Origin of the sequence: Clostridium sp. D43t1_170807_H7, from assembly GCF_015555905.1 — a bacterium.
GTDB lineage: Bacteria > Bacillota > Clostridia > Clostridiales > Clostridiaceae > Clostridium.
In genome coordinates this window covers 21480-43473 of record NZ_JADNLK010000014.1, presented here as the reverse complement: position 1 = coordinate 43473, position 21994 = coordinate 21480, and the positions used below count along the sequence as shown (strand labels likewise).

The 21994-nt window shown below is 25.0% G+C and carries 25 protein-coding genes and 1 pseudogene; 3 read left to right on the top strand and 23 right to left on the bottom strand.

The features are described 5' to 3' along the window. Positions 1-100: 100 nt before the first annotated feature. The 6 genes from I2E98_RS10370 to I2E98_RS10345 form a co-directional block, all read right to left on the bottom strand. Entirely contained in the window at positions 101-2071 is a 1971-nt protein-coding gene (locus I2E98_RS10370) for a HAMP domain-containing sensor histidine kinase (RefSeq protein WP_195468846.1), read from the bottom strand. 265 nt (positions 2072-2336) lie between these two features. Beyond that, positions 2337-2816, bottom strand: a complete 480-nt coding sequence (locus I2E98_RS10365) for an LURP-one-related family protein (RefSeq protein ID WP_195468845.1) — start codon at positions 2814-2816, stop codon at positions 2337-2339. A gap of 70 nt (positions 2817-2886) precedes the next feature. Continuing rightward, a complete protein-coding gene (eutH, locus tag I2E98_RS10360; RefSeq protein ID WP_195468844.1) occupies positions 2887-3981 on the bottom strand; it encodes an ethanolamine utilization protein EutH in 1095 nt (364 codons plus the stop codon). Positions 3982-4256: 275 nt separating this feature from the next. After that, the gene (locus I2E98_RS16045; protein WP_243251065.1) at positions 4257-4433 is read right to left on the bottom strand and encodes a peptidoglycan-binding domain-containing protein; all 177 of its coding nucleotides are present in this window, start codon (positions 4431-4433) and stop codon (positions 4257-4259) included. Between the two features lie 153 nt (positions 4434-4586). After that, on the bottom strand, positions 4587-5120 hold the full coding sequence (locus I2E98_RS10350; RefSeq protein WP_195468843.1) for an N-acetylmuramoyl-L-alanine amidase: 534 nt from the start codon (positions 5118-5120) through the stop codon (positions 4587-4589). A 384-nt stretch (positions 5121-5504) separates the two neighbouring features. Then, on the bottom strand, positions 5505-6119 hold the full coding sequence (locus I2E98_RS10345; RefSeq protein WP_195468842.1) for a class I SAM-dependent methyltransferase: 615 nt from the start codon (positions 6117-6119) through the stop codon (positions 5505-5507). Between the two features lie 294 nt (positions 6120-6413). On the opposite strand from I2E98_RS10345, the gene I2E98_RS10340 reads away from it, so the two are divergent. Together I2E98_RS10340 and I2E98_RS10335 are read left to right on the top strand one after the other, a co-directional pair. Further along, entirely contained in the window at positions 6414-6956 is a 543-nt protein-coding gene (locus tag I2E98_RS10340; protein ID WP_195468841.1) for a hypothetical protein, read from the top strand. Further along, a complete protein-coding gene (locus I2E98_RS10335; RefSeq protein WP_195468840.1) occupies positions 6956-7504 on the top strand; it encodes a metallophosphoesterase in 549 nt (182 codons plus the stop codon). Before I2E98_RS10340 ends, I2E98_RS10335 begins: the two co-directional genes overlap by 1 nt. Positions 7505-7736: 232 nt before the next feature. Here the strand turns inward: I2E98_RS10335 and I2E98_RS10330 are convergent, their stop codons facing one another. Both I2E98_RS10330 and I2E98_RS10325 read right to left on the bottom strand, forming a co-directional pair. After that, positions 7737-8960 (bottom strand): hypothetical protein, encoded by a 1224-nt coding sequence (locus tag I2E98_RS10330; protein WP_195468839.1) that lies wholly within the window; start codon positions 8958-8960, stop codon positions 7737-7739. A gap of 1110 nt (positions 8961-10070) precedes the next feature. After that, a complete protein-coding gene (locus I2E98_RS10325) occupies positions 10071-11075 on the bottom strand; it encodes an FUSC family protein (protein ID WP_195468838.1) in 1005 nt (334 codons plus the stop codon). Positions 11076-11227: 152 nt separating this feature from the next. On the opposite strand from I2E98_RS10325, the gene I2E98_RS10320 reads away from it, so the two are divergent. Beyond that, positions 11228-12391: an MFS transporter gene (locus I2E98_RS10320; RefSeq protein ID WP_195468837.1), complete on the top strand. Its 1164-nt coding sequence runs from the start codon at positions 11228-11230 to the stop codon at positions 12389-12391. A 500-nt stretch (positions 12392-12891) separates the two neighbouring features. Here the strand turns inward: I2E98_RS10320 and I2E98_RS10315 are convergent, their stop codons facing one another. From I2E98_RS10315 to I2E98_RS10250, 15 genes and pseudogenes are all read right to left on the bottom strand, one after another. After that, on the bottom strand, positions 12892-13188 hold the full coding sequence (locus I2E98_RS10315) for an inorganic pyrophosphatase (protein WP_195468836.1): 297 nt from the start codon (positions 13186-13188) through the stop codon (positions 12892-12894). A gap of 730 nt (positions 13189-13918) precedes the next feature. Beyond that, on the bottom strand, positions 13919-14239 hold the full coding sequence (locus tag I2E98_RS10310; protein WP_195468835.1) for a (2Fe-2S)-binding protein: 321 nt from the start codon (positions 14237-14239) through the stop codon (positions 13919-13921). 124 nt (positions 14240-14363) lie between these two features. Continuing rightward, positions 14364-14522 carry a hypothetical protein gene (locus I2E98_RS16035; RefSeq protein ID WP_243251063.1) on the bottom strand — a complete coding sequence of 53 codons (159 nt, stop codon included), beginning with the start codon at positions 14520-14522 and terminating at the stop codon, positions 14364-14366. 13 nt (positions 14523-14535) lie between these two features. After that, positions 14536-14796 carry a winged helix-turn-helix domain-containing protein gene (locus I2E98_RS16030; protein WP_243251060.1) on the bottom strand — a complete coding sequence of 87 codons (261 nt, stop codon included), beginning with the start codon at positions 14794-14796 and terminating at the stop codon, positions 14536-14538. 284 nt (positions 14797-15080) lie between these two features. Continuing rightward, a complete protein-coding gene (locus I2E98_RS10300; RefSeq protein ID WP_195468834.1) occupies positions 15081-15512 on the bottom strand; it encodes a hypothetical protein in 432 nt (143 codons plus the stop codon). Positions 15513-15641: 129 nt separating this feature from the next. After that, complete coding sequence (locus I2E98_RS10295) at positions 15642-15830, bottom strand: hypothetical protein (protein WP_195468833.1); 189 nt, start codon at positions 15828-15830, stop codon at positions 15642-15644. A gap of 129 nt (positions 15831-15959) precedes the next feature. Further along, positions 15960-16148: a hypothetical protein gene (locus tag I2E98_RS10290; protein ID WP_195468832.1), complete on the bottom strand. Its 189-nt coding sequence runs from the start codon at positions 16146-16148 to the stop codon at positions 15960-15962. 49 nt (positions 16149-16197) lie between these two features. Continuing rightward, positions 16198-16326 (bottom strand): hypothetical protein, encoded by a 129-nt coding sequence (locus I2E98_RS16205; protein WP_279324978.1) that lies wholly within the window; start codon positions 16324-16326, stop codon positions 16198-16200. A 567-nt stretch (positions 16327-16893) separates the two neighbouring features. Beyond that, on the bottom strand, positions 16894-17334 hold the full coding sequence (locus I2E98_RS10280) for a hypothetical protein (RefSeq protein ID WP_195468831.1): 441 nt from the start codon (positions 17332-17334) through the stop codon (positions 16894-16896). 75 nt (positions 17335-17409) lie between these two features. Beyond that, positions 17410-17676 carry a hypothetical protein gene (locus I2E98_RS10275; RefSeq protein WP_195468830.1) on the bottom strand — a complete coding sequence of 89 codons (267 nt, stop codon included), beginning with the start codon at positions 17674-17676 and terminating at the stop codon, positions 17410-17412. Positions 17677-18079: 403 nt separating this feature from the next. Next, positions 18080-18205 (bottom strand): hypothetical protein, encoded by a 126-nt coding sequence (locus I2E98_RS16200; protein WP_279324977.1) that lies wholly within the window; start codon positions 18203-18205, stop codon positions 18080-18082. Between the two features lie 39 nt (positions 18206-18244). Continuing rightward, positions 18245-19690, bottom strand: coding sequence for a ComEC/Rec2 family competence protein (locus I2E98_RS10270; protein ID WP_195468829.1), 1446 nt, complete (start codon positions 19688-19690; stop codon positions 18245-18247). 246 nt (positions 19691-19936) lie between these two features. Then, positions 19937-20257, bottom strand: a pseudogene (locus tag I2E98_RS10265) (FAD-dependent oxidoreductase); the annotation flags it as partial. Positions 20258-20510: 253 nt separating this feature from the next. Next, positions 20511-21236: a hypothetical protein gene (locus I2E98_RS10255; protein ID WP_195468827.1), complete on the bottom strand. Its 726-nt coding sequence runs from the start codon at positions 21234-21236 to the stop codon at positions 20511-20513. Next, positions 21226-21684: a hypothetical protein gene (locus tag I2E98_RS10250; protein WP_195468826.1), complete on the bottom strand. Its 459-nt coding sequence runs from the start codon at positions 21682-21684 to the stop codon at positions 21226-21228. Before I2E98_RS10250 ends, I2E98_RS10255 begins: the two co-directional genes overlap by 11 nt. Between the last annotated feature and the right edge of the window lie 310 nt (positions 21685-21994).

The following is a 21994-nucleotide window of genomic DNA, read 5'->3' as shown; positions in this document are numbered from 1 at the left end:
AATAATACAATCTCTTCTATAATATCACGAAAAGCAACAGAATTACTGTGATAATAATTACAGTATAATGATAATATTTTTGTAAAATTACATTAATTATTTAAGACACCTCATAAATATCAGACAATTCTAATTCTATATTGTGTTTATCAATAGAATAACTTTTAGCTTCTGATGATTCAATCTGTAAATTAGGCAATAATATTTTAAATTTACTTCCTATATTCACTTCACTTTCTAATTTTATTTCTCCATCATGAAGATCAATTAGAGATTTAATAATACTAAGTCCTATTCCACTACCTTCATTCATACGAGTAAAAGATTTATCAGCTTGTACAAATTTTTCAAATATAATCTGTTTACTAATATCAGGAATTCCAATTCCCTCATCTATTACTTCTATTTCAACCCACTCTTCATTTACTAAAATATTAACAAATATATTTTTATTTAAATCAGAAAACTTTATTGCATTTGATAATAAATTAAGAATTACTCTCTCAATCATAGATGCATCACATTTTATAATATGCTGTTCAACATTAGTATCAAATTGTATATTAATATTTTTTAGCAAAGCGTACTCAACAACTGATAATGTTAACTCTTCCACAATATTAATAATATCATAATTCATAAAATTGGCACTTAAAAGCTTGCTCTCTATCTTTGATATATCAACAATATTATTTATTAGCCTTTGCATTCTTTTACAATTTATATCTAGTGGCCTTTTATACTTTTCATATACTTTTTTAAAATCAACATTTTCATTTTTACTATACATATTAAATAATTGAAGTGTAGAATATATTATATTTAAAGGTGTTCTTAACTCATGAGATATATTTGAAAAAAATTCATTTTTAGATTTATCATAGACTTTTAACTTTTCTAACTCTAATTCTCTTTTTATCTCATCAGAAATATCCATAAACGAAACAGATATAACATTTTCGTAATCTGTCTCTATTAATTGAACAGTACAATCCATAGTAATATTATCAGTATCATCTTTTATTATACCTCTCCACCCTCCATTATCCTTAAGTAATGTAGTAACTTCATCAGACCATAAAGACTTATTTTTTATTTTAATTAATTCTCCTAATTTAAATGAATTTATATTGTTTCCAATTAAGCCATGGGACCTTAGTTTTTCATTAGCATACAATACTTCACCATCTTCTTTACATATAAACATGAATATATATTTATTATTTTCAAATAAATCATAAAACACTTTAAAATTATTATTTAATACCTTTGTCCTGCATATATACATATATAATTCTATAAATACACCACAAATTATTATTAAAAAGCTAATATATGTTATTGATACTGAAACTAATTTTAAATAAAACGATATATTATTTACTCCATATATAGCTATCATCGCTTTAATAGCTAGCATTGATATACTTAATGACAAAACTACAAATAAATATTCTTTTTCTTTCATACCAGTAATAAATAATTTAAGTGAGCATAATATATAAACTATAATTAACATTCTATTATAATTTACAAAAACAAAATTTGAATGATATAAATTATTAACCTTAATAGTATTTTCTATAAGACCTAATATCACAGTATATCCTATTACAAATAATAATGAATAGGTTTTATTTTTTACAATAATACTTTTAAATTTATTTCTAGGGATTATTGCTACTATAATTAAAAACACCCTAGCTAATGAAGTTGATATAGTTAAGTAATTTGAAAGAGTATATTCGGTAAAATAAAAGCTTAGATAATCTATATGCCCTAGAAGTATATCTATTAACCATACTAAATACATCAAACTAATAATAAAAACACTATCATTTTTTAATCTACAATATGAAATTAGACAACTTCCTAACGCCAATATTGATAATATAGAATTAAATGATTTTATAAATACTAATGCTACCCCTGTATATGTCATATTTTTATCTAATTTAAAAATTATATTTATAAAAATTAGTGATATTAAAGTTAACATAATAATATTTATATATAGTATTGGTTTTTCCTTAATTTCTCTTAATTTTTTATTTATAATATTTTCTACCATTATTCTCTCCCTTTTATATTTACAATTTATATTATTTTATTCCATAAAACGAATTATTTCAACATATATTGTAAATAAAGTTATGTTTTATGTTTTTTTGTAAAATATTCATAACTTTTTTTCTTCTTATACTCGAAATTCTTAAGAAAATGCTTTATTATTTCAAAACATCATAATAATTTCCTATATAATAAAAATTTAAAATATTATAAATAAAAACTAGCTATCCTTATATAGTTGAAAATAAGGATAGCTCTAAATTCTTTTAATTATTATTACGCTTATCTATTATATTATCTATAATTATAACTAAAGCTATTATAAAAGGATGATTCTCATAATTTATATCAACATAGTAATTATCTGTAAATGATAAAATTTCCTTATCAATAACTGCAATAGTTCTTCCATTATGATTAATTGTATAACTATAATGCCAAAAATCTCCTTGAATTTCAAAATTGCCATAATTACTTTCAACAAATATACTATCCTTAAAAAATGTAAGCTGTTTTTTTACCATACCTATTATATTATCATTAGCATCATATATTTCATAACTTGGCATAAACTTTAGCAGTTTTTCTCTAACCTTATATATTTCATTATTATTTTCTATTACTCTAAATTGTAATCCAAAACTGAAAAATTCCTTATCTATAAAATAAGAATCTTCTCCTTTGTTATTTTTAACCCAAAAGTCTTCTTTAATTTTAAATAACTTTGATTTAATATAATATCTCATTTAAATCCCCCTAAAATAATCTTAATATACTATGATAAATTAAGAGAAGTCAAAAATACTTCCCTAAAACTTATATATTACTATATACCTTTTTTTCACTATCTCTTGTAAAAATTAATGCTATCATAATTGCAAATACTCCTGCAGATAATTTACTTAATATAACTGGAATTATCATCTTTGATTCAACACCAGCAGTAAATCCTAAATGAGCTCCTAATGTTGATGTAGCTGCAACTAGCCATGCTATATTTACTATTTTACCCTTATTGTTCATATCTTTTAACATCTTAAAAACAGGAATACTATTGGCTAATGAAAAAATTATACCTGCAACACTAGTGGAATCTAACCCTATATATCTTCCTAATTTTCTAAGTGGCTTGTCTAATAAATTTATTATTAATGTTAACATAGGAAATGTTCCTAAAAGAACTATTCCGATATTTATTACTACATTCATTCCTTCATCAATAGGCAACATACCCCTAATTAATACTATACCAGTTAACTTTTCAAAGGCTGCAGCAGCTAAACCTATTGTAGTAATCATCATTATAAATTTTCCAAAATATAATACCCCTCTTATAAATATATTTTGAAAAAACTTTAATCCTAAAATTAGAATTAATGAAACAAAAATAATAGGAATAATATTTATTAGAAGCATTTTTATATTTATTTTCATTATTACTCCGCCAACAATTGATCCTAAGGGAATAGTTGATAACCCTATTAATAATCCCTTTGCAAAAAATTCTTTATCTTTTTCTTCTATTAATCCTAATGCAACAGGAATAGAAAATACTATAGTACATCCTAACATAGATGAAACTATTAATCCTGAAAATAAAGCAATTTCTTTGTTTTCTCCTAATGATAAGGCTAATTGATACCCACCCATATCATTTGCTAAAATTGAAGCAAACATAGCCGGATCTGCTCCTAAAAATTTATAAAAAGGTATTATTATAGGTCCTAAAATATTAGATATTACCGGAGATAAACTAACTATACCAACCATACTAAGTGCTAAAGGGCCCATCGAATTTAATCCTTCTTCAAATTTTTCTCCCAATCCAAATTTATTTTTTAATAATCGGTCTATAGCACCAACAAGTATACCTATTGCCATTAACCATATTATAAACTTATCAAATGTCATATATTAATTTGTCCCCCTACTATATTATAATGTCTAAAATTATATCATGAAATTTATATTATATATAGCTTTATATAAAAAGCAATATCATTATATTTTGTTAATAATATTGCTTTTTATTTTAAAAATTATTTAATTATAAATGTTTTATACTTGATTTTATTTTTTATGTTTATATCATCATTTACGAGTATATTATTTTATACATTATTAAAAGAATATTGCTGATCAAAAACGGCTAGAAAGATTAATTTCTAGCCGTAACAATTACATATTTAATAATTTTCTCCAACAATTCCATCTGTTAAAAGTCCCTTAGATTTTTGAAAAGCTATAACAGCTGCCTTAGTTCCTGAACCAAATATACCATCAATTCCATTAGTATTATACCCTAGTGAAATAAGCTTTTCTTGAAGCAATTTAGTAATATTTCCTCTAGCACCTTCTTTCATAATTGGGCAACCTTTTAATGTGTTTGGTCCTGGAATACCATCTACAGTTTGATTGCTAAAACCTTGCTTATTACACTCCTCTTGTAATCTTCTAACCCAGTTATCACCATTATTTGAACTTGACTCATTATTTGTTGATGGTATTTCTACATCTTAGCTATTAACATTACTATTTGCTACTGCTTCAGCTATGGCTTTACCAATTTTATCTGGACCTAATTTATTATACAATTTTACATCTTCAGTAGCTTCCACAAAGCAGGTCTCAACTATCATAGATTTCATAGCTGTATTTCTTAATTCATATAGACCTGTTCTAATCTTTTGTCCTCTATTTTTAAATCCTAAATTCCCTAACGCATTAACAACTCTTTGCGCTATATCAAAATTAGAATATACACAAACTTCACTTCCTAATGCTCCATTATAAGAGTCATAGGCTTTATTAAAATGAATAGATATAAATAAATTTGCACCCCAGTTATTAGCTTTATTAACCCCATAATATAAATCTTCTGATGATGTTGAAGTTGAATTTGGAGGAGTAACATCTAAAACATCATGATTTAGTTGTTTTAAATACTTAACTACTGACTCTTTTACTTTTCTATCTTCTGTTAACTCATCTAATATCCCTTTTGCTCCTGGTACATTTGGACAATGTCCCCCTCTTACTGCTATTTTCATTAGTAATCACTCCTTTTATTTATATTATGAAAACTTATATATTATTGTGAGTTAAAAGAGAGTATAGAATTGTACTTAGTTTTTTTATTGTTAATACTTATTTACGAGTATATTATATAAGATATTTATTGCAATTTTTAATATTTTTCTTACATTTTCTTAATAGCTATAATTTTGGGTTATATATGAAAAGTCATAATCTAAAATATTATGTTCATTAATATAAAAAAAGAAACCTTAGTTGTTTGTTTTTAAACTAAGATTTCTTCTATAGATATATTAAATAATCTGCTTAATTCAAATAAATTATAAACCGATGTGTAAAACACTATATATTGCAAAATCTCCTATCTCATATACTATACCTCTTACTAACTTCTCTATTTATTTTATATATTTAACAATATAACTTTTCCCATTTACTATATCACTGACCACTACCTTTGAAAATCCTGCTTCTTCTCCAATTGATATTAGTTCATCTTTATCAAAAAATTTAAAGCCTTTTTTAGTATAAGAAAGTTTCTTCAAAAACTCTTTTGAATATACAGCATTATAGAAAATAGCATCCTTTTTTAAAACTCTATGTATTTCAGATAAACCTACTAAAGTGTCACTCCAAAAATAAATTGTATTTACAGATGTAACTCCATCAAATGTATTATCTTCATAATCTAAATTACAACAATCTCCTACCTCTAAATTAATCTTTCCTACTTTTACTGCTGCACTATTCTTTTTAGTGGCTATCTTTTTCATATCTTCAGAAATATCTATACCATAAATATTAGGCTTGTACTTTTTATATATCTTCTTTATTAAATACCCATTTCCATATCCAATATCTAATATATTTGATTGTTCTTGCAAAAAAATATTTTTAACTATATTTTTATACATAGCCTTGTTAATAGAATTCATTATTAAACAACAACATTTACCTATAACCCCTCTTGGATTTGCAAATTGCGAACCAATATATTCTGTAAATTTCCCCATAATTTAATCTCCCTAATTCTATATTATATGAAATGCTTTATATAAGTATATGACTTTTATTTAATTATACCATATTTGTTAATTTATTGCATTTATAAATTTCACTTCATTGTTTTGATAAAACTTTAAAGTTGCTAAATCTATAAATTAATCCTTATATCTATAAACTATTAATATACATTTAGATTTCAAAATAAATATCTATATTCTTACTTCTTGCCTTCATATTTCACAGTAGCAAATTTACTCTATTTATACATATATTATTGTATTATTACGTTTTAATGGTGTTAAATGAAACTGTATGGTGATATAAATATAAATCAATTACAACTATTAGGTAAAGGTACACAGGGAAAAGTATACAAGATAGATGAAGAAAAATGTATTAAAGTTTTTAAAAGAAAAAATTATTGTGAAAATGAAGTATTTACATTGATTATATCACAAAATGATAGTCATTTTCCTAAGCTATATAGCTATGGAGATAATTACATTATAAGAGAATTAATAAAAGGTATTGATTTAGATAAATATCTACTGAATAACTCACTTACCCCTGCATTATCTAATAAAATATTAGAATTATATGATGCTATGTATAGAGTTGGATTTTCAAGATTAGATACAGCATTATTTCATATTTTTATAACTGATAATGAAGATATAAAGCTTATAGATACGGCTAGAGCCATGAGTAAAAATGTAGTATATCCAACTTTAATTATTAATGCTCTAAATGATTTAGGATATAAAAATCAATTTTTAAGCTATGTTAAAATTGTGAGACCTGATATTTTAAAAAAATGGAGAAATAATTTAAGTAAGGAGAAATAATGAGGTTTATTGTTTTTGGAGATTCAAAAGGTAAAGAAAATGGTATAAATAAAAAGATATTGCATTCATTGTTAAAGGAAAGCAGTAAGCTCATTCCTTCTGCTGATTTTATTGTTGTATTAGGTGATTCTATAGCTGGTAGCAATGATTCTAATATTTTATTAACTCAAGTTAATGATTTTAGAAACATAGTAGCTAGTTATTATGAAAATACGCCTCTAATCCCCGTAATAGGTAATCATGAAGTTAATATTAATCCTATTGATGATACTATTGTTAATATTTTTATAAGTATAATTAGCTCATCATTTCTTACTATCCAATTTAGAAATAAAACTATTGGCAATACAATAAATACCGTAACCAAAAGAATCAACCCAACATCTGTAATTACTATATTTCTCTTTTTCACACCCTCGTCATCACCCCTCATATTATATTTTATTAAAAATATTTCAAAATATAATAACAGTAGTAAATTTATTACAACCTCAATATATTATTTTAATGCAAACATAAAAACAAAAAAGGAACCACTTATAAATTAGTTCCTAAAACTTAATAGAATTATCTTCTATTTCATTGTTCTTTTTTAGCTCTTCTACAAGCAACATATCTTGTTACTTATTCATTTAAAGCTATATATATTACTAGATATCCATTCCAATTAAATATTGCAATAATAGGAGACTAAAATGTAAAAAAATATTACTAGAAATAAGTATTTCCAGTAATATTACAGTATTAAAATTCATAATTAAATAAATTTATATATAGCCCTTAAGGTTCATTTTCAACTTCAATTTTATATACTACTTTGTCTTCTTTTTTCATAATAAATGTTACATATTCCAAAGCACTCTTCTTATATGAATAATAAATTATATTACTTGATTCTTCTTTCTCTAAATTTGTTTCACCATATGCTGATATTATATCACTTTCAGTAGCTCCAACAGTGATTCCCTTTGGCATTTCTAAATCAAATTTTGAATCATAGTTATCAGTTATAATAGTAGTAACTAAACAATTATTTATAGATGTTTCTGTATCATGGGGATTATACATCCTAGTTGTTAATGTATTATTATCTTTTCTTAATTTAAATCCACCTTGTGATCCTTTTGCTTGTATTTTATCTACTGGAGCTTTTTCAATGACCCATCCATTATTTTCTAATTCAGATACCGGTATTGGTACATTATATAATACACCTTCATATTTAACATTAAAACTTAATAAATCATCTCCTAACTCTGTCGGTGCCGTATAATCAACTTCTAAAACTTCATTATCATTTGTAGTGCTATTTGATGCTGTCTCAATATCAGATGGCTCATCTACAAAATTTCTCATTTCAATTTTCATAAGTTTTTTATCTTCAACATCAAATGTAAATTCAACATTTTTATAAATTTGAGCTTCATAGGTATATTTACTGTAATATTCACCTTCATAATCTGATGTTGGTTCTCCATATGCTTCTTCTACTTCATCAATTGTTGATCCAATAGTTATTCCCTGTGGTAAAAGGATATCGATATCTTTATTTTTGTCATAACTAAAATCTATAGAAATATAACCAACATAACAATCTTTTAACTGTTTAACATCATTTGAAAGATTTATAATTGATACTCCCATATAATTATCAGTATCCCCTAAATATGCGCCTGTTAGCCCATAACTATCAGGATTTAATTCTGTAGTCTCATCATCTGTTAACACCCAGCCTGCTTCTTTAATTTCTGAATATTTACAAGGTAATTTATAATGTTGTCCATTTATTATTATTTCATAGCTATATAAATCATCTGATTGTATTATATTATCTTCTTTATTGTCATCTTCTTTTTCCATACTCTCTTCTGTTTCTTCATCTTTTACATCTTCTTGAACTTCTATTGTATTTGTTTCTGCTTTCTCATCTTCTTTTTCTACTTTTTTGCATCCATTTAATGATATTAGCATTAATAAACTTAATGCTATACATGCTCTCTTCATTATTATCCCCCCAATTCTATAATACTTACATAGTATCATATTTTACTTTTTTTTCCAATAACTTTGTAATAAAATAATATTATTTTAGTAGGAATAAAATGAGTATTATAGTCATAGATTTAGGTACAACAATTGATACTTTCTAGCTTTAAAAATATTTATTACACTTACTATAATCTTATAAAACGTATAGGATGCTACTGCTAAAATTAGAATATCAAGATATATAAGTACAAAATACAGTACGAAATCTATAACTCTTTATAAGGCGATTGGTAAAAGAATACTTGTGGATAACTGGTATTATTATTTGTTTTACAATATAATTGATATCTGTATATGCATAATAAACTGCAATACATAAGTTTACTCCAGTTATGCCATATATAAAGTCTGAGAATACTTCATCTACAATATTAATATTCACCTGTACCAAAGATATCACTGCAAGTAAAATTGTAACAAGATAAATAATAATACGTAACTGCCACTTTACTATTGGAATCTTTAAAACTATTATTTTAGTATTTTTAGCTCTCATTTAAACTTACAACCTCTCTATATCTCTTTTTTACAGATTTTATATAACTCATACTGCTTTGCTTAAATTTGTATCATCTTTATACTACTAATATATTAATCAAAACTATCCTCTCTTTGTTTTTTATGATCTTATCATAGTTTTGTTTCAAAATTATTTGTATTTTATACTAAAAATTTTTTTCATCGTTCTGAAATTAAACTTTACCTATAAGTTGCCTCAGATTTACTTATTGTTAACTCATTAATTGAATATTCATTAGCTAACAATAATGATATACCATTCTATTTTTCCCCATATCTCTCCCCCTTCTAATAATTATTAACTTCTTCATTAACATAATCTAATTATATAGAAATCACTTACATTTTACAATAATTAGCACTTATTGCTATGTTTTGAATAGGTCAATTTACCTTTTATTATTATTTTATCTTCATTTACGACTATATTATATAAGATTATATTAAATTTTATTTTTATTAATTATTTATATTTATTCTTATTTTATGTATCTCCTACATCTTTAAAATTCCATACTGGCAAAAAATAGAGACAAGCTCATATTTTTATATAAGCTTGTCTACACATTCTAATTTTTTATTAAATATTAATTTATCTGCTAAAAGAGCTAATATAATTCCTATACATATATAACCTACTCTTTCTATAGCTGTTATAATAGTTCCATTAGTTAATGAAATTGAAGCAACTACTGACATAGTTATACATATAATTTTATCTCTATAGTTGGTAGTATATGAATCTAAGTACCCAGCTACTAAAACTAGCAATCCTCTTATAGCATTATCTTTAATAACCATAAATAATAACATTATTATAATTACACCTATAATAGTACCTTGTAAACGCTGTTTTGATCTTACTCTACAATGTTCAGAATATAACTCTGTTACTGCAAATATTGTATATACTATCCAACGTCCTTGAGGTAAATTAAATAAATCTACTAAAAATACTGCTATTGTAGTAATTAAAGCTACCCTAATTGCATAAGCTCCTCTTACATGATGAATATCAAATTTATTAAATATTCTTATATATTCACTCTCTTTATTTATAATATCTTTTTCTATATTTTTAACTTCAATTTTATTATTTTTGCTCTTTCTATGAACTATAAGTTGAATCAGCATTATTAAAAATGCCCCAATCGTTAGTCCCACTAGTCTTTTTATAAAATCATTGCCTGTTACAGGAGTATATAACATAAATAAATATTGTAATCCAAAAGGAACAAGGATTACCTTATTTAATTTAGATGTTAAAAAATAACCAATTAATAATAAAACTACAAAATTTAAAACTAATCCCAAATATATATGATGACTTGATATATTAGAGAAAATTCCTGAAATTAAATTTATAAAAAGTAATTTTATAAAATTATTATATAAGTTCTTAGTTAAATCCTCTTGCATTAGTACTAATATCGACACTAGTATAGTAACTCCTACTAAGTTGTTACTTGCTCCAAATATACGCCCAAACAAGTTAACAAATAATAAAATTACTATAAACATTATAGTATTAGATATAATTTTATTTTTCATAAAATTCCCTCCATTTCTCTTTTCTAATTGTTTGAAACAACGAACAATATTATCATAAAAAATTAATAAATTCAAATATAAAAACTTAAAATTCACAAAATTTTTAATAAAGATGATATAATCGTATAAGTATATAAGGGGGGAAATTCAATATGTTTAATTTATTATTAGCAGTCATATATTTAGCTTTTATTAGTTTAGGATTACCAGATTCATTATTAGGATCTGTTTGGCCCACTATGTATCAGGAATTTAATGTTCCTGTATCTTATGCTGGTACAATTTTTTCTAGTTTACAAAGTGATCGTCTTACAAAATCATTAGGGACAGGTAAAGTTACAGCCTTTAGTGTTCTGATGACAGCAATAGCTTTATGGGGATTTTCTATAAGTAATTCTTATTGGATGTTAATATTATGGGCAATACCTTATGGCCTTGGTGCCGGTAGTGTTGATGCTTCCTTAAATAATTATGTAGCACTCCATTATAAGAGTCATCACATGAGTTGGCTTCATTGCATGTGGGGTGTTGGAGCTAGTATAGGTCCATATATTATGAGTTTTGCATTACTTAATGGACAAACTTGGAATATGGGATATCGTTATATATCACTAATTCAAGTTGGTCTAACTGTCATAATTATATTAAGTTTACCTCTTTGGAAAAAACGTCCTATTATAAATGGTATGCAAGAAGCTGAGACTGAAAATGAAAAAGATAAAGTACTTACCTTAAAAGAAATAGTTAATATTCCTGGAGCTAAACAAGTAATGATTATGTTTTTCTGTTATTGTGCTTTAGAGCAAACGGCTGGATTATGGGCTAGTAGCTACTTGGTATTACAACATGGGTTTGACTTAGAAGTAGCAACAAGTTATGGAAGCCTATTTTTTATAGGAATTACAGTAGGCAGAGCTATTAGTGGATTTATTACAATGAAATTAAAGGATAAAGAAATGATTTATTTAGGGCAAGGTATAATCTTAATTGGTATTATAATTATGTGTTTACCTCTTGGCCATCAAGTGTCTCTAATAGGCTTAGTTACTATTGGTCTTGGTTGCGCTCCAATATATCCATGCATTATTCATTCTACACCTAGCAATTTTGGAAAAGATAAGTCACAAGCAATTATAGGTGTACAAATGGCAAGTGCCTATGTGGGAAATTTATTAATGCCACCGCTATTTGGTATTATTGCAAATCATATAAGTGTGATAGTTTTTCCTATATATTTGCTATTAATTTTGATAGTTATGATAGTAATGCATATTAAATTAAATAAAAGTGTATCAAAAAATATTTTAATAAATTAAAAAAGTGCTAGGTATTTATATTTCAATATACCTAGCACTTTTTAAGTTCCAGGAGAGTAGATAGATTTATGTAAAAAACAAATCTATCTACTCTCCCCTCTTTTATAAATATATAATATTTGCTCATCTCTCACCTTCTATTATATAGTTCATAAAATTATTATTTTTTACAAAACCATAATCATCATATAGTAAAATAAATGTTTCTTATAATACTCTTCTAAATTAGGTTTTAAATCTATTATAGGTTTTGCCCCTTCTTCTTGTAATTGATTAATCCTCATTTGTATAAAATTATATTATCTAAATCAAATTCTACCACTAATATAACTTCTTCAGTATCGCCTGCTGAAATAAGATTATTTTCTCCTTTTGAAAGATATGTTATAACAACACCTATTTCTAACTCCTTAGCACACTGTCTAAAACTTTTAACATAATTACTATTTTCATCAACAGCTTCACTAAGCCACTTTTCACGTTCACATATATATCTTTCATCACAAGGATTGGTGTACTGCTTTTTTTATTTCAGAACTAGTAAATCTTAAGCCTTTTGGTGCTACAACCCATTTGTCTTCTACGTCATTTACTCTATTAATAATAGCAATTATCTCACCTGTAAATTCTACTACTGGTTCATTCACTCCTATTATATAAGCATCTTGTTCTTCCCCATCTGGAGCTATTATTCCTCTAATGTACCCATAATTAATTGGATAATAAATATCTTTATGCTTGGGGTGATAAGTTCCCATTGGTATATCTATTATTACTGTGACAATATTTCCAATCATGTAATTACCTTCTCCTAATATAATGTCTTAATAAACTTTCGAAACTTATTCGTATATGGATTAATAAAACTTTCAGTGTGAATTAACTTAGTTTATTCCAATCTCTTTGCATTAATAAATAAGTTCCATCATCATGATATACAATAACATCAACTACTGCATGAATAATTCAAACATAAACACGCCTTCTTTCTTTTTATCTTAAAACTCTAAACAGAAAGGCATAAAGCTATAAAACAAAAAAACTGTAAGAAGATTCACTCTCCCTACAGTCTGAAAATTGCATTATTAATATAGTCTTTAAAAATAACAGTATTCTAATTAATTATATTACATAAAAACTATGATAAATAACATAAAAAACTTTCTTATATTATTTCATAATACTATAATTAAAAGAATATCTATCTAAAATATATAAAAAACTATAATGTCTGTATTCAGTAAAGTAAGTTACCTTCTAAATGCCTAATTCCATAAAGAGCACAACAATAAAACCTATTTAATTAGGTGAATTTTCACTCATTATAAAATATAAAATTAAAAATTTAATTTATATTAGCAATTAGATGGTGTCATAACTTACATTCCCCTTTCAGTACATTTTTCTTTATTGTACCATATTTTACCTGTGATTAAAATATATTTGATGTAGTTTTATAAATATATTTACGTAAAAAAATAAAGCTATATCAAAACTTTAAATTAATTTTAATATAGCTATTTTACTTTATCTCTTTATATCAATAACATTTTGTATTAAGCCTTTACATCTTCCACAACATGTTCCAGCACCAGTTTCTTCTCCAACCTTTTCTACTGTATCAGCTCCATTTTTCACAGCCTTTACTACATCTTCAAGAGAAGTGTTTTTACATCCACATACAGAAGCTAATATTTTTTCAATTTCTCCTGCACATCTTCCACAACCAGTAGCTGCACCTGTCATTTCTTTTATCTCATCTAAAGTTCTTGCACCTGCTACCATTGCCTTTCTTATTGCTAAATAGTCTACATTTTTACAATGACATATTACTCTGTTTCCTGCCATAATAATTCCTCCTTAGGTTATAAACGTATTTTTTAATTTTAAATACTTTCATAAAATAAATATATTTAAATAAATGACCATCTCTATATTTAATACAATCGTAATTATTATAACACTTATCCCTCTACATTATTCCTTTTCGTAAAGAATTATTTAATCTTCTTAATTCATCTCTTAATAACGGCTCATCATCAATTTCTAATGCAACTAAATATCCTTCATTTGCCCAACTTAAATTTGATACTGCTTGGAAATAATACTCTCTTAAATTGCTAAAGTTCAATTTAATCTTTAGTTCAAATGAATACAGTTTGAATTAACTCTTTTAAATAAAATTTTGCCGGTCTCTTATTTACTTGTACAAATTCTGAGTTTTCATTATCTCTAATATCTGTATAAATCCTTGCTCCAATTGTAGCCCATGGTGTTTTACCACTACTCACTACTTTATTAGCAATATCAAGTTCATTTGCTTTTTCCCATATCTCCTTTTGTGTTAATGGTTCTTTAACTAATTTAAAAGTTTCTTTTGCTAAATCTATAAATGAATATGCCATAACAATCTATAAGTATCCTTTCTTTCTAAAGTATTAATTATCAATATTAATTTACTTTTTAGTTTACTTTATATTAATTATACTATAGTTGTATTTATTTATCATAGCAACATAGTAATCTACTTAAAATATACATTAAATTTAAATAATTATTTAATCTAAAAAATCCCAAGAGAAACTCTTGAGACTTTTATACACTCTAAAAAACATCTAATATTTAATTATAATAATCATTAGTAAACATTTATAATTACATTATTTATATACTATACTCTACAATAATATTATTTATTAAACTTACAACTTTCTCTAATTTTACAAATATCACATTTAGGAGTTTCACCACAAATATTTGAACAAAAAGACCATAGTATTAAATCAATATACATTGGTGAATTTTCACTTTCTCTAGTAATATCATCTATAATTTTAACTGCTTCTTTCTCTTTTACCTCTTCATATTTAGAATATCCTAACCTTTTTATTGATAGAATTCTTCTAATATGAAGATCTGGTTTTCCTACATCAAGACCTACGTTTCTAAGATATTCTAAGGCTAATGCAAATCCTATTTGTTTTAACTTATATCTACTATTACTTGTAGATAACTGTATTGCAATATTATTTATAGTATCACTTAAAACAAATGAATCAAATGAACCATATTCTTTTTCTATTTTTTCAAATGTTCTTATATTTTCATGTAGGCTTAACATTTGATTATGAATATTTCTATTTCCACATGAAATCGCCCTTAATTTAATTTCAAAATATTCATATGATGTTTCTAATATTTTTTCTTTATCATAATTATAAAAAATTTTATCTATTTCTATTAAGTGCTCTTAAATTTGCTTCCATTTTCTTTGATTACTTAATAGTGAATATACTAATGCTCTAATATGGTCATTAAACGAAAACTTATTGCCATCTTGTCTTTTTCTTAAAGCTTTTAATATATAATATTGTTTATACTCAATATTATTTTCCTCTAACATTTGCTCAGTATTTTTTACTAATAAAACCTCGTTCATAGCCACCCCCCCTAATTATTACCATAAATGATTTGCTTATCTTAATACTATAAAAAACTATTCTCCTAGTTTAACTCTATTAATCTTCATATATTTCTCATTGAAATATTATTTATCTATTTTAATTATTTAAAAGAAATTTATAAATAAATTAAATATGAATTCTCGTACTTTTTTGTTTATAAAAATTCCTAAAAGACATAATAACACACCTATTGTTGTTATTATGTAACCCATAGTACCACTCAGATTCCATATAGCTGACACTATAACTAACATACAACCAACAATAATACTTAGATACGAAAATAACTTCATAAATTACCTCCTAATATAACTCAAATTTTACATTAATTTTTTATATTCTCTATACTCTTTTCTTATTTTTATAATTTATTTCTAATACATAATGATCCTTATTTTTCATTATACTAATTTCACTATATTTCTCTTTAATTTCATTTATAATCTTATCTATTATTTGCTCTCTAGTCATAAGTAAATTCCCTTTCTAACTTAATAACTCTACTTTTTTCTATATTTTTTAATACACTCTCTTATCTTAGAAATAAAATCATAAAATTACTCAATCTCAACAGTGTCGTGCTAATAGTTGCAGGACTTACCCCTAACTTATCTGCCAATTCCTCACAAGTCTTAAATTTAGGTAGTTCATTTATATTATTTACAATATAATTAAATACTTCTAATTGCTTTCCAGTTAATAAATTAGTGTAATTTAATATATTTTAAAAATAATACCATTTATAAAATTAAATATAGTATGTATATTTAATGAAAAAATTAAGACTATTTTTTAAATAAATATTAATAATTTCACTTAATAAAATATCTCTCAAATAAATAAACACTAAAATTGTAATTGAATCTCCATATTCTTACACACTCAAATAGCTATCTATTCTTATATAAATAAACTAAAAAACGATGATTTCAATCACATAACTAAATCATCGTTTAAATTACTATATATTTAAATTATTTCTTTTAAAGGGAATAGGTTAATTTTTAAAATTTATTTTATATTATCTTAATAATACTACTATTTTAAATAGAAGCTATCTAGATTAACTTCTAATGTTTCAATACCATCTTCAAATGAATAAATAACTCCCTTTGTTTTTTCTCCTGGTCCAAAGTCATTTAAATATATATATTCTGTAGAAACTGTAACTCCATTGCTCTCCTTACACTTAACAACAAAACTTAAATATTCAAAATCTATTTCAGAAGAATTTTCAATAATTGTTTTAAATTCTTCTGATCCATATTCATCTTCAATTTTTGTAAATGTCATTTCTAATGCAAGTTTTTCAGCATATTTTTTTGCTTCGTTTTCTAACTCCATAATATTAGCAGATTCTTTAAAGTCTTTATATGTTTGCGCATGTTCTTCATCAATTATAACTCCATACTTTTCAACCAATGATACTATTGCTGGTTTTCTTAATTTATTAGCTTCTTCTTGATATTTCCATTGCAATTCATAATCAGTTGTTTTAAACGATTCAATTTGGGCTTCAGCACCTTTTATATAATTTTCAGCTATTTCTTTTAACTATACATCTGTTAAATCTTCGGCCGCTTTTTTAATTTCATCTAACTCTTTTGTAACTATCTTAATAAGCTCTTCATTATATTTATCTGCATCTAATTCTTTTGAGTCTAGTTTCTCCACTTCTGTCCATCTCTTATTTAATTCTTTTTCAAATATCTTAATAAATTGTTCTTCAGGAGTTACTTCTTTTGATACACTTTGTCCACAAGATACCAATATAAACATAGCTAAAGCTATTATTGATATCGACATTAATTTTTTTAACATATTATTTACCACCTCAAATTATATTAATTTTTACACTACTGTTAATCCCTTAAAATAATTATACATAATAACTTTATTTTTATAAACATTTTTATTAAAATAATCCATATTTTTACATGTAATATGTCACACACTCTCTCTTATACTTTCTATATTATTAACTTGAATCTGTTCTGGCATAAATATAATCAACCCTCTTCCTACAATAATAAAAACCTCAAGTATGCCATAACAGCTCCTTGAGGTTTTTATCTATTTATACTAATTTTTACTCAAATATATTATCAAAATTAATCTTCTTAATTCATCATTATCAACATCATAAAGACCTAACCCTTGCATTCTCTTAAAACAACTAGCTACTATGAAAGTATACCTATCCTTTCTACTTTCAGCCTTTTTATTATAATATATAAAACATCATTACTTCTTTATTTATTACTTTACTTATATCTTTTTTGTTAGTGCCTATCTTTAATAAAGTATTATATTTTTCTTTATCTTCATTAGCATCACTATATATTTTCATATAAATTATACTTCTATCAACTACTACTTTCCTTATATTCTAATAACACTTTTTACAAGGCTCATAATTCTTTTGAGCTTCTTCTAAAGTTATTTGTCTCGCATTTGCTGAATTAGTATTGCCACAATTATTAGTTCTATGATATTTTTTACCTGTTGCAGTTATCCAAACCATTTCACTAACATTATTTTGTGTCTGTGCAGCTTCTTCTTGTTCAAGCCTCTCCTGTTCTGCTATTCTTTGTTCCTCTGCAACTCTTGACTCTTCAGCTAACCTAGCTTCCTCTGCTAATCTAGCTTCTTCAGCTAACCTAGCCTCCTCAGCTGCTTTTGCTTCTGAAGCAATTCTTTCTTCTTCAGCTTTTCTTTCTGCCTCTTCTCTAGACTCTTTATCATTTGCTAAGTAACTACCTTCTTTACATCCAGTAAAAACACCTTCTCCTGTTGATTTAAATATTATATCTCCACATTCATCTGATCTATGAATTTCAATATTTGCACTTTCTAGCTTAGATAAAACCTCTGCATGTGGATGTCCATAACTGTTTTTTCCAGTTAGAATTACAGCATATTCCGGATTAACTTTATCTAAAAAACTTTGAGTTGTACTATTGTTAGAGCCATGATGTCCTATTTTTAATACATCAACATCTTGCATCTTTAATAAAATTTTATTTTCTGTTTCAGCTCCAGCATCTCCAGTTAATAAAAATTTATCTTCTCTATTTACAAATAAAGTTACTAATGAACTTTCATTACTATCACTTCCACCAGCTGTATTAAAAAATTGAATATAACTGCTATTTGTTAATTCAAACTTAGATTCTTCTAGTGGCACTGATGGATTAATACCTCTATTAGCCGCAGTATTAATTACATCAGTATATGTTTGAGAATCCGCATTTCCATTACCAATAAAAAATGTTCCAATTTCAAAATTGTTTATTACTGAATCTAATCCCCCACAGTGATCTGAATCTGGATGAGTATTTACTAAATAATCTATTTTCTTTATTTCTAAATCATTTAGATAATTTACTATTAATGATTCATCATCATTATCACCAGCATCAATTAAAACTGACTTATCATCTTGTACAATTAATATTGAATCTGAATCACCAGTATTAATGAAATGTACAGTTGCTTCAGTAAACTCTTCTTCCTTTATTACTGTAGTTGCAGTTTCTTCTACTACATCATTCTTTTCAACTACATTTTTATTTGTTGCTTGATCCTCACAACTTACTAGATTAACTCCAATCAATATAAATGTGACAACAAATAATGCTATTAATCCCTTATAGCAATTTCTTTGTCTTAGATTTATATACTTGTTAAAAGAACAGACACATACTGGAGCAATTACGAATGATGCTATGAATAATAATGGTGAATCTAATCTTAAAGTAGTAAAAGCTAATGCAAAGAACAGTATAATTGTTCCAATAATAAATCTAAGTAAATTAAACTTATTATTTACCATTTGATAATCCCCCCTTATTTAATTAATTATTAATTATATTTTTTGTATAAATATATGTAAAATACAGGGTAATATTCAAGATAAAACGTTAATACTTTATTTTACTCTCCTTAGTTTTCACACTATTAAAGTATTAGATTGTATTAATTTTGTAGAAAGCTACAATGTAAATTAATTAAAATAATATAAGATAATAATATAAAAACCCCAAGTCTGTCATAATAGCTCCTTGAGGTTTTAACCTATCTATACTAATTTTTGCTCAAATATATTATCTAAATTAACCTTCTTAATCCTATCATTAATTTCATCCTTATCAGTGGTATAAAGACCTAACTCTTGCATTCTCTTAAAATAACTAGCTCCAGCAAAAGTATACCTATCCTTTCTACCTTCCCTAGTTTCAGCCTTCTCATTAGCAAATGTAATCAAATCTCCTATAGCTATAGAAGAAGGTAATATCAATAATGGCATTCCCATTATTAATCTTACAGCATTATGACCAGCTAAGCTACCTGTACATATAGCTTCAGTATGACCAACAAAAAGTCCAGCCTTTTCACCTGCTATTATACTACAAGATATGGAATTAGATACATTTGCTCAAAAATTAAGATATCTTAGACTTCAGAGAAATCTAAATCAACATGAATTTGCTAATTTGTTGAATAGGATCTTTACTAGTTTATGTAATTGGGAACAAGGAAATCGAATCCCCAAAACAGAAACTATAAAAGAAATAGCTGAAGTTCTTAATGTTAATTATACATATTTTAAAGACCAGGAATAATGATTACTGGTCTTTGGAAATTTACAATGATTAATTTAACTCAAAGTAACACTTAAATTTATTATACCAATCGGTCTTCCATCCTTTTTCCTTACATAATATTAATAATTCATCTTCATCATTAATTCCCTCTTTAGTTATTATTTCATGAGTACTTTTATTAACTATTAAACCGTTTTCAATGTCATCTGCAATATCCTTAAAAATTGCAAAGCTCCTAATATGAGAAAACTCTGCTCTATGTTTAATTAAAGCATTATCTGTTAACTCATCCTTTTTAATTTTATACTTTTTAATTCTTTTATTTTTAAGTTTTTTTCTTTCTTCTTTAAGGGTAATTTGATACTTAGTTCTTAATACTTGAGCTTCTGGAGTATCTCTTATTGCTTTATATATAGCTTCTGAAAATCTTAGATATATTGTTCTTTTTCCTGTTGCTTCACCTTGAATAAATTTATCTATTATTTTAATAATTTCATACCCTAATATATAAACTTCATTATTAAAATAAAGCTTACTTTCATCACTGATTCTATCTATATAAAATTTGGCATTTATCTTTGTAGTTCTTAAAATGGAATGAAGCTTTTCAGCCTCAAACCAAACTTGTCCAATTTCATCTAAAAAACAACATTTATTATAGGAGTTTTGTAATTCTTTTATTACCTTTGCACTAGCTTCCTTTGGTTTATCTGGCATTATAAAATTTATATCTCTTATAGGATAACTATATGGAACTATTTCATTATTTTTCATTGCTTATCATACCAGAATATAATTGATTCAATTTTGCTATTGCTTTTTCTGCATCCTTTATTTTACATACATCTGGATGAATCTCTTTAGCAATATTGTCTCTCCATTCTTTTGCTACTTTCTTATTTGAATAATGTTTTCTAGTAACTTTAAGCTTCTCCATTCTTTCTTTACCATCTAATTCAACTAAATAAAAAATATATTCAGATGCTTTTGATATAAAATATTTATTATCATTATAATTATTATTTATATTACCTTCATTTATCTCTCCCTCAAATTCATGTATTAATTGTTTTAATTCAATAATACTATTATAAAGATTCTTCCAACTTCCCAATTTTACATTTATTATCTTCCCACAATCATTTTTAACTATTTTAGAAACCTCTCTAAATTTTCCAATACTCTTTAATTGTTCTACTGTTTCAACATTATACCACTTCAAAATTATACCTCCTAAGTATTATTTACTTATCATTATATATATACTATTATTACAACCCCAAATATAACAATAATATTAAGAATGATAAAGCTTTAATATCATTTAAAATCATATATTTATAATCTTTTTATACTTTATTAAATTTGACTAATTCACAAACATAATGTTGAATTTTTTTATAATTTTATCATCATTTACGAGTATATTATTTAAAAGTATTAACTTTTTATAAAAACCCTAAATCATTGTATATAACAACCATTTAGGGCATCTATTTCTATACTAATTTTTGTTCAAAAATATTATCTAA

Coding starts and splice junctions, on each gene's coding strand:
- I2E98_RS10370 (WP_195468846.1), bottom strand. CDS start 2,071: ATGGTAGAAAATATTATAAATAAAAAATTAAGAGAAATTAAGGAAAAA.
- I2E98_RS10365 (WP_195468845.1), bottom strand. CDS start 2,816: ATGAGATATTATATTAAATCAAAGTTATTTAAAATTAAAGAAGACTTT.
- eutH (WP_195468844.1), bottom strand. CDS start 3,981: ATGACATTTGATAAGTTTATAATATGGTTAATGGCAATAGGTATACTT.
- I2E98_RS16045 (WP_243251065.1), bottom strand. CDS start 4,433: ATGAAAGAAGGTGCTAGAGGAAATATTACTAAATTGCTTCAAGAAAAG.
- I2E98_RS10350 (WP_195468843.1), bottom strand. CDS start 5,120: ATGAAAATAGCAGTAAGAGGGGGACATTGTCCAAATGTACCAGGAGCA.
- I2E98_RS10345 (WP_195468842.1), bottom strand. CDS start 6,119: ATGGGGAAATTTACAGAATATATTGGTTCGCAATTTGCAAATCCAAGA.
- I2E98_RS10340 (WP_195468841.1), top strand. CDS start 6,414: ATGAAACTGTATGGTGATATAAATATAAATCAATTACAACTATTAGGT.
- I2E98_RS10335 (WP_195468840.1), top strand. CDS start 6,956: ATGAGGTTTATTGTTTTTGGAGATTCAAAAGGTAAAGAAAATGGTATA.
- I2E98_RS10330 (WP_195468839.1), bottom strand. CDS start 8,960: ATGAAGAGAGCATGTATAGCATTAAGTTTATTAATGCTAATATCATTA.
- I2E98_RS10325 (WP_195468838.1), bottom strand. CDS start 11,075: ATGAAAAATAAAATTATATCTAATACTATAATGTTTATAGTAATTTTA.
- I2E98_RS10320 (WP_195468837.1), top strand. CDS start 11,228: ATGTTTAATTTATTATTAGCAGTCATATATTTAGCTTTTATTAGTTTA.
- I2E98_RS10315 (WP_195468836.1), bottom strand. CDS start 13,188: ATGATTGGAAATATTGTCACAGTAATAATAGATATACCAATGGGAACT.
- I2E98_RS10310 (WP_195468835.1), bottom strand. CDS start 14,239: ATGGCAGGAAACAGAGTAATATGTCATTGTAAAAATGTAGACTATTTA.
- I2E98_RS16030 (WP_243251060.1), bottom strand. CDS start 14,796: ATGGCATATTCATTTATAGATTTAGCAAAAGAAACTTTTAAATTAGTT.
- I2E98_RS10300 (WP_195468834.1), bottom strand. CDS start 15,512: ATGTTAAGCCTACATGAAAATATAAGAACATTTGAAAAAATAGAAAAA.
- I2E98_RS10295 (WP_195468833.1), bottom strand. CDS start 15,830: ATGAACGAGGTTTTATTAGTAAAAAATACTGAGCAAATGTTAGAGGAA.
- I2E98_RS10290 (WP_195468832.1), bottom strand. CDS start 16,148: ATGAAGTTATTTTCGTATCTAAGTATTATTGTTGGTTGTATGTTAGTT.
- I2E98_RS16205 (WP_279324978.1), bottom strand. CDS start 16,326: ATGACTAGAGAGCAAATAATAGATAAGATTATAAATGAAATTAAAGAG.
- I2E98_RS10275 (WP_195468830.1), bottom strand. CDS start 17,676: ATGTTAAAAAAATTAATGTCGATATCAATAATAGCTTTAGCTATGTTT.
- I2E98_RS16200 (WP_279324977.1), bottom strand. CDS start 18,205: ATGAAAATATATAGTGATGCTAATGAAGATAAAGAAAAATATAATACT.
- I2E98_RS10270 (WP_195468829.1), bottom strand. CDS start 19,690: ATGGTAAATAATAAGTTTAATTTACTTAGATTTATTATTGGAACAATT.
- I2E98_RS10255 (WP_195468827.1), bottom strand. CDS start 21,236: ATGAAAAATAATGAAATAGTTCCATATAGTTATCCTATAAGAGATATA.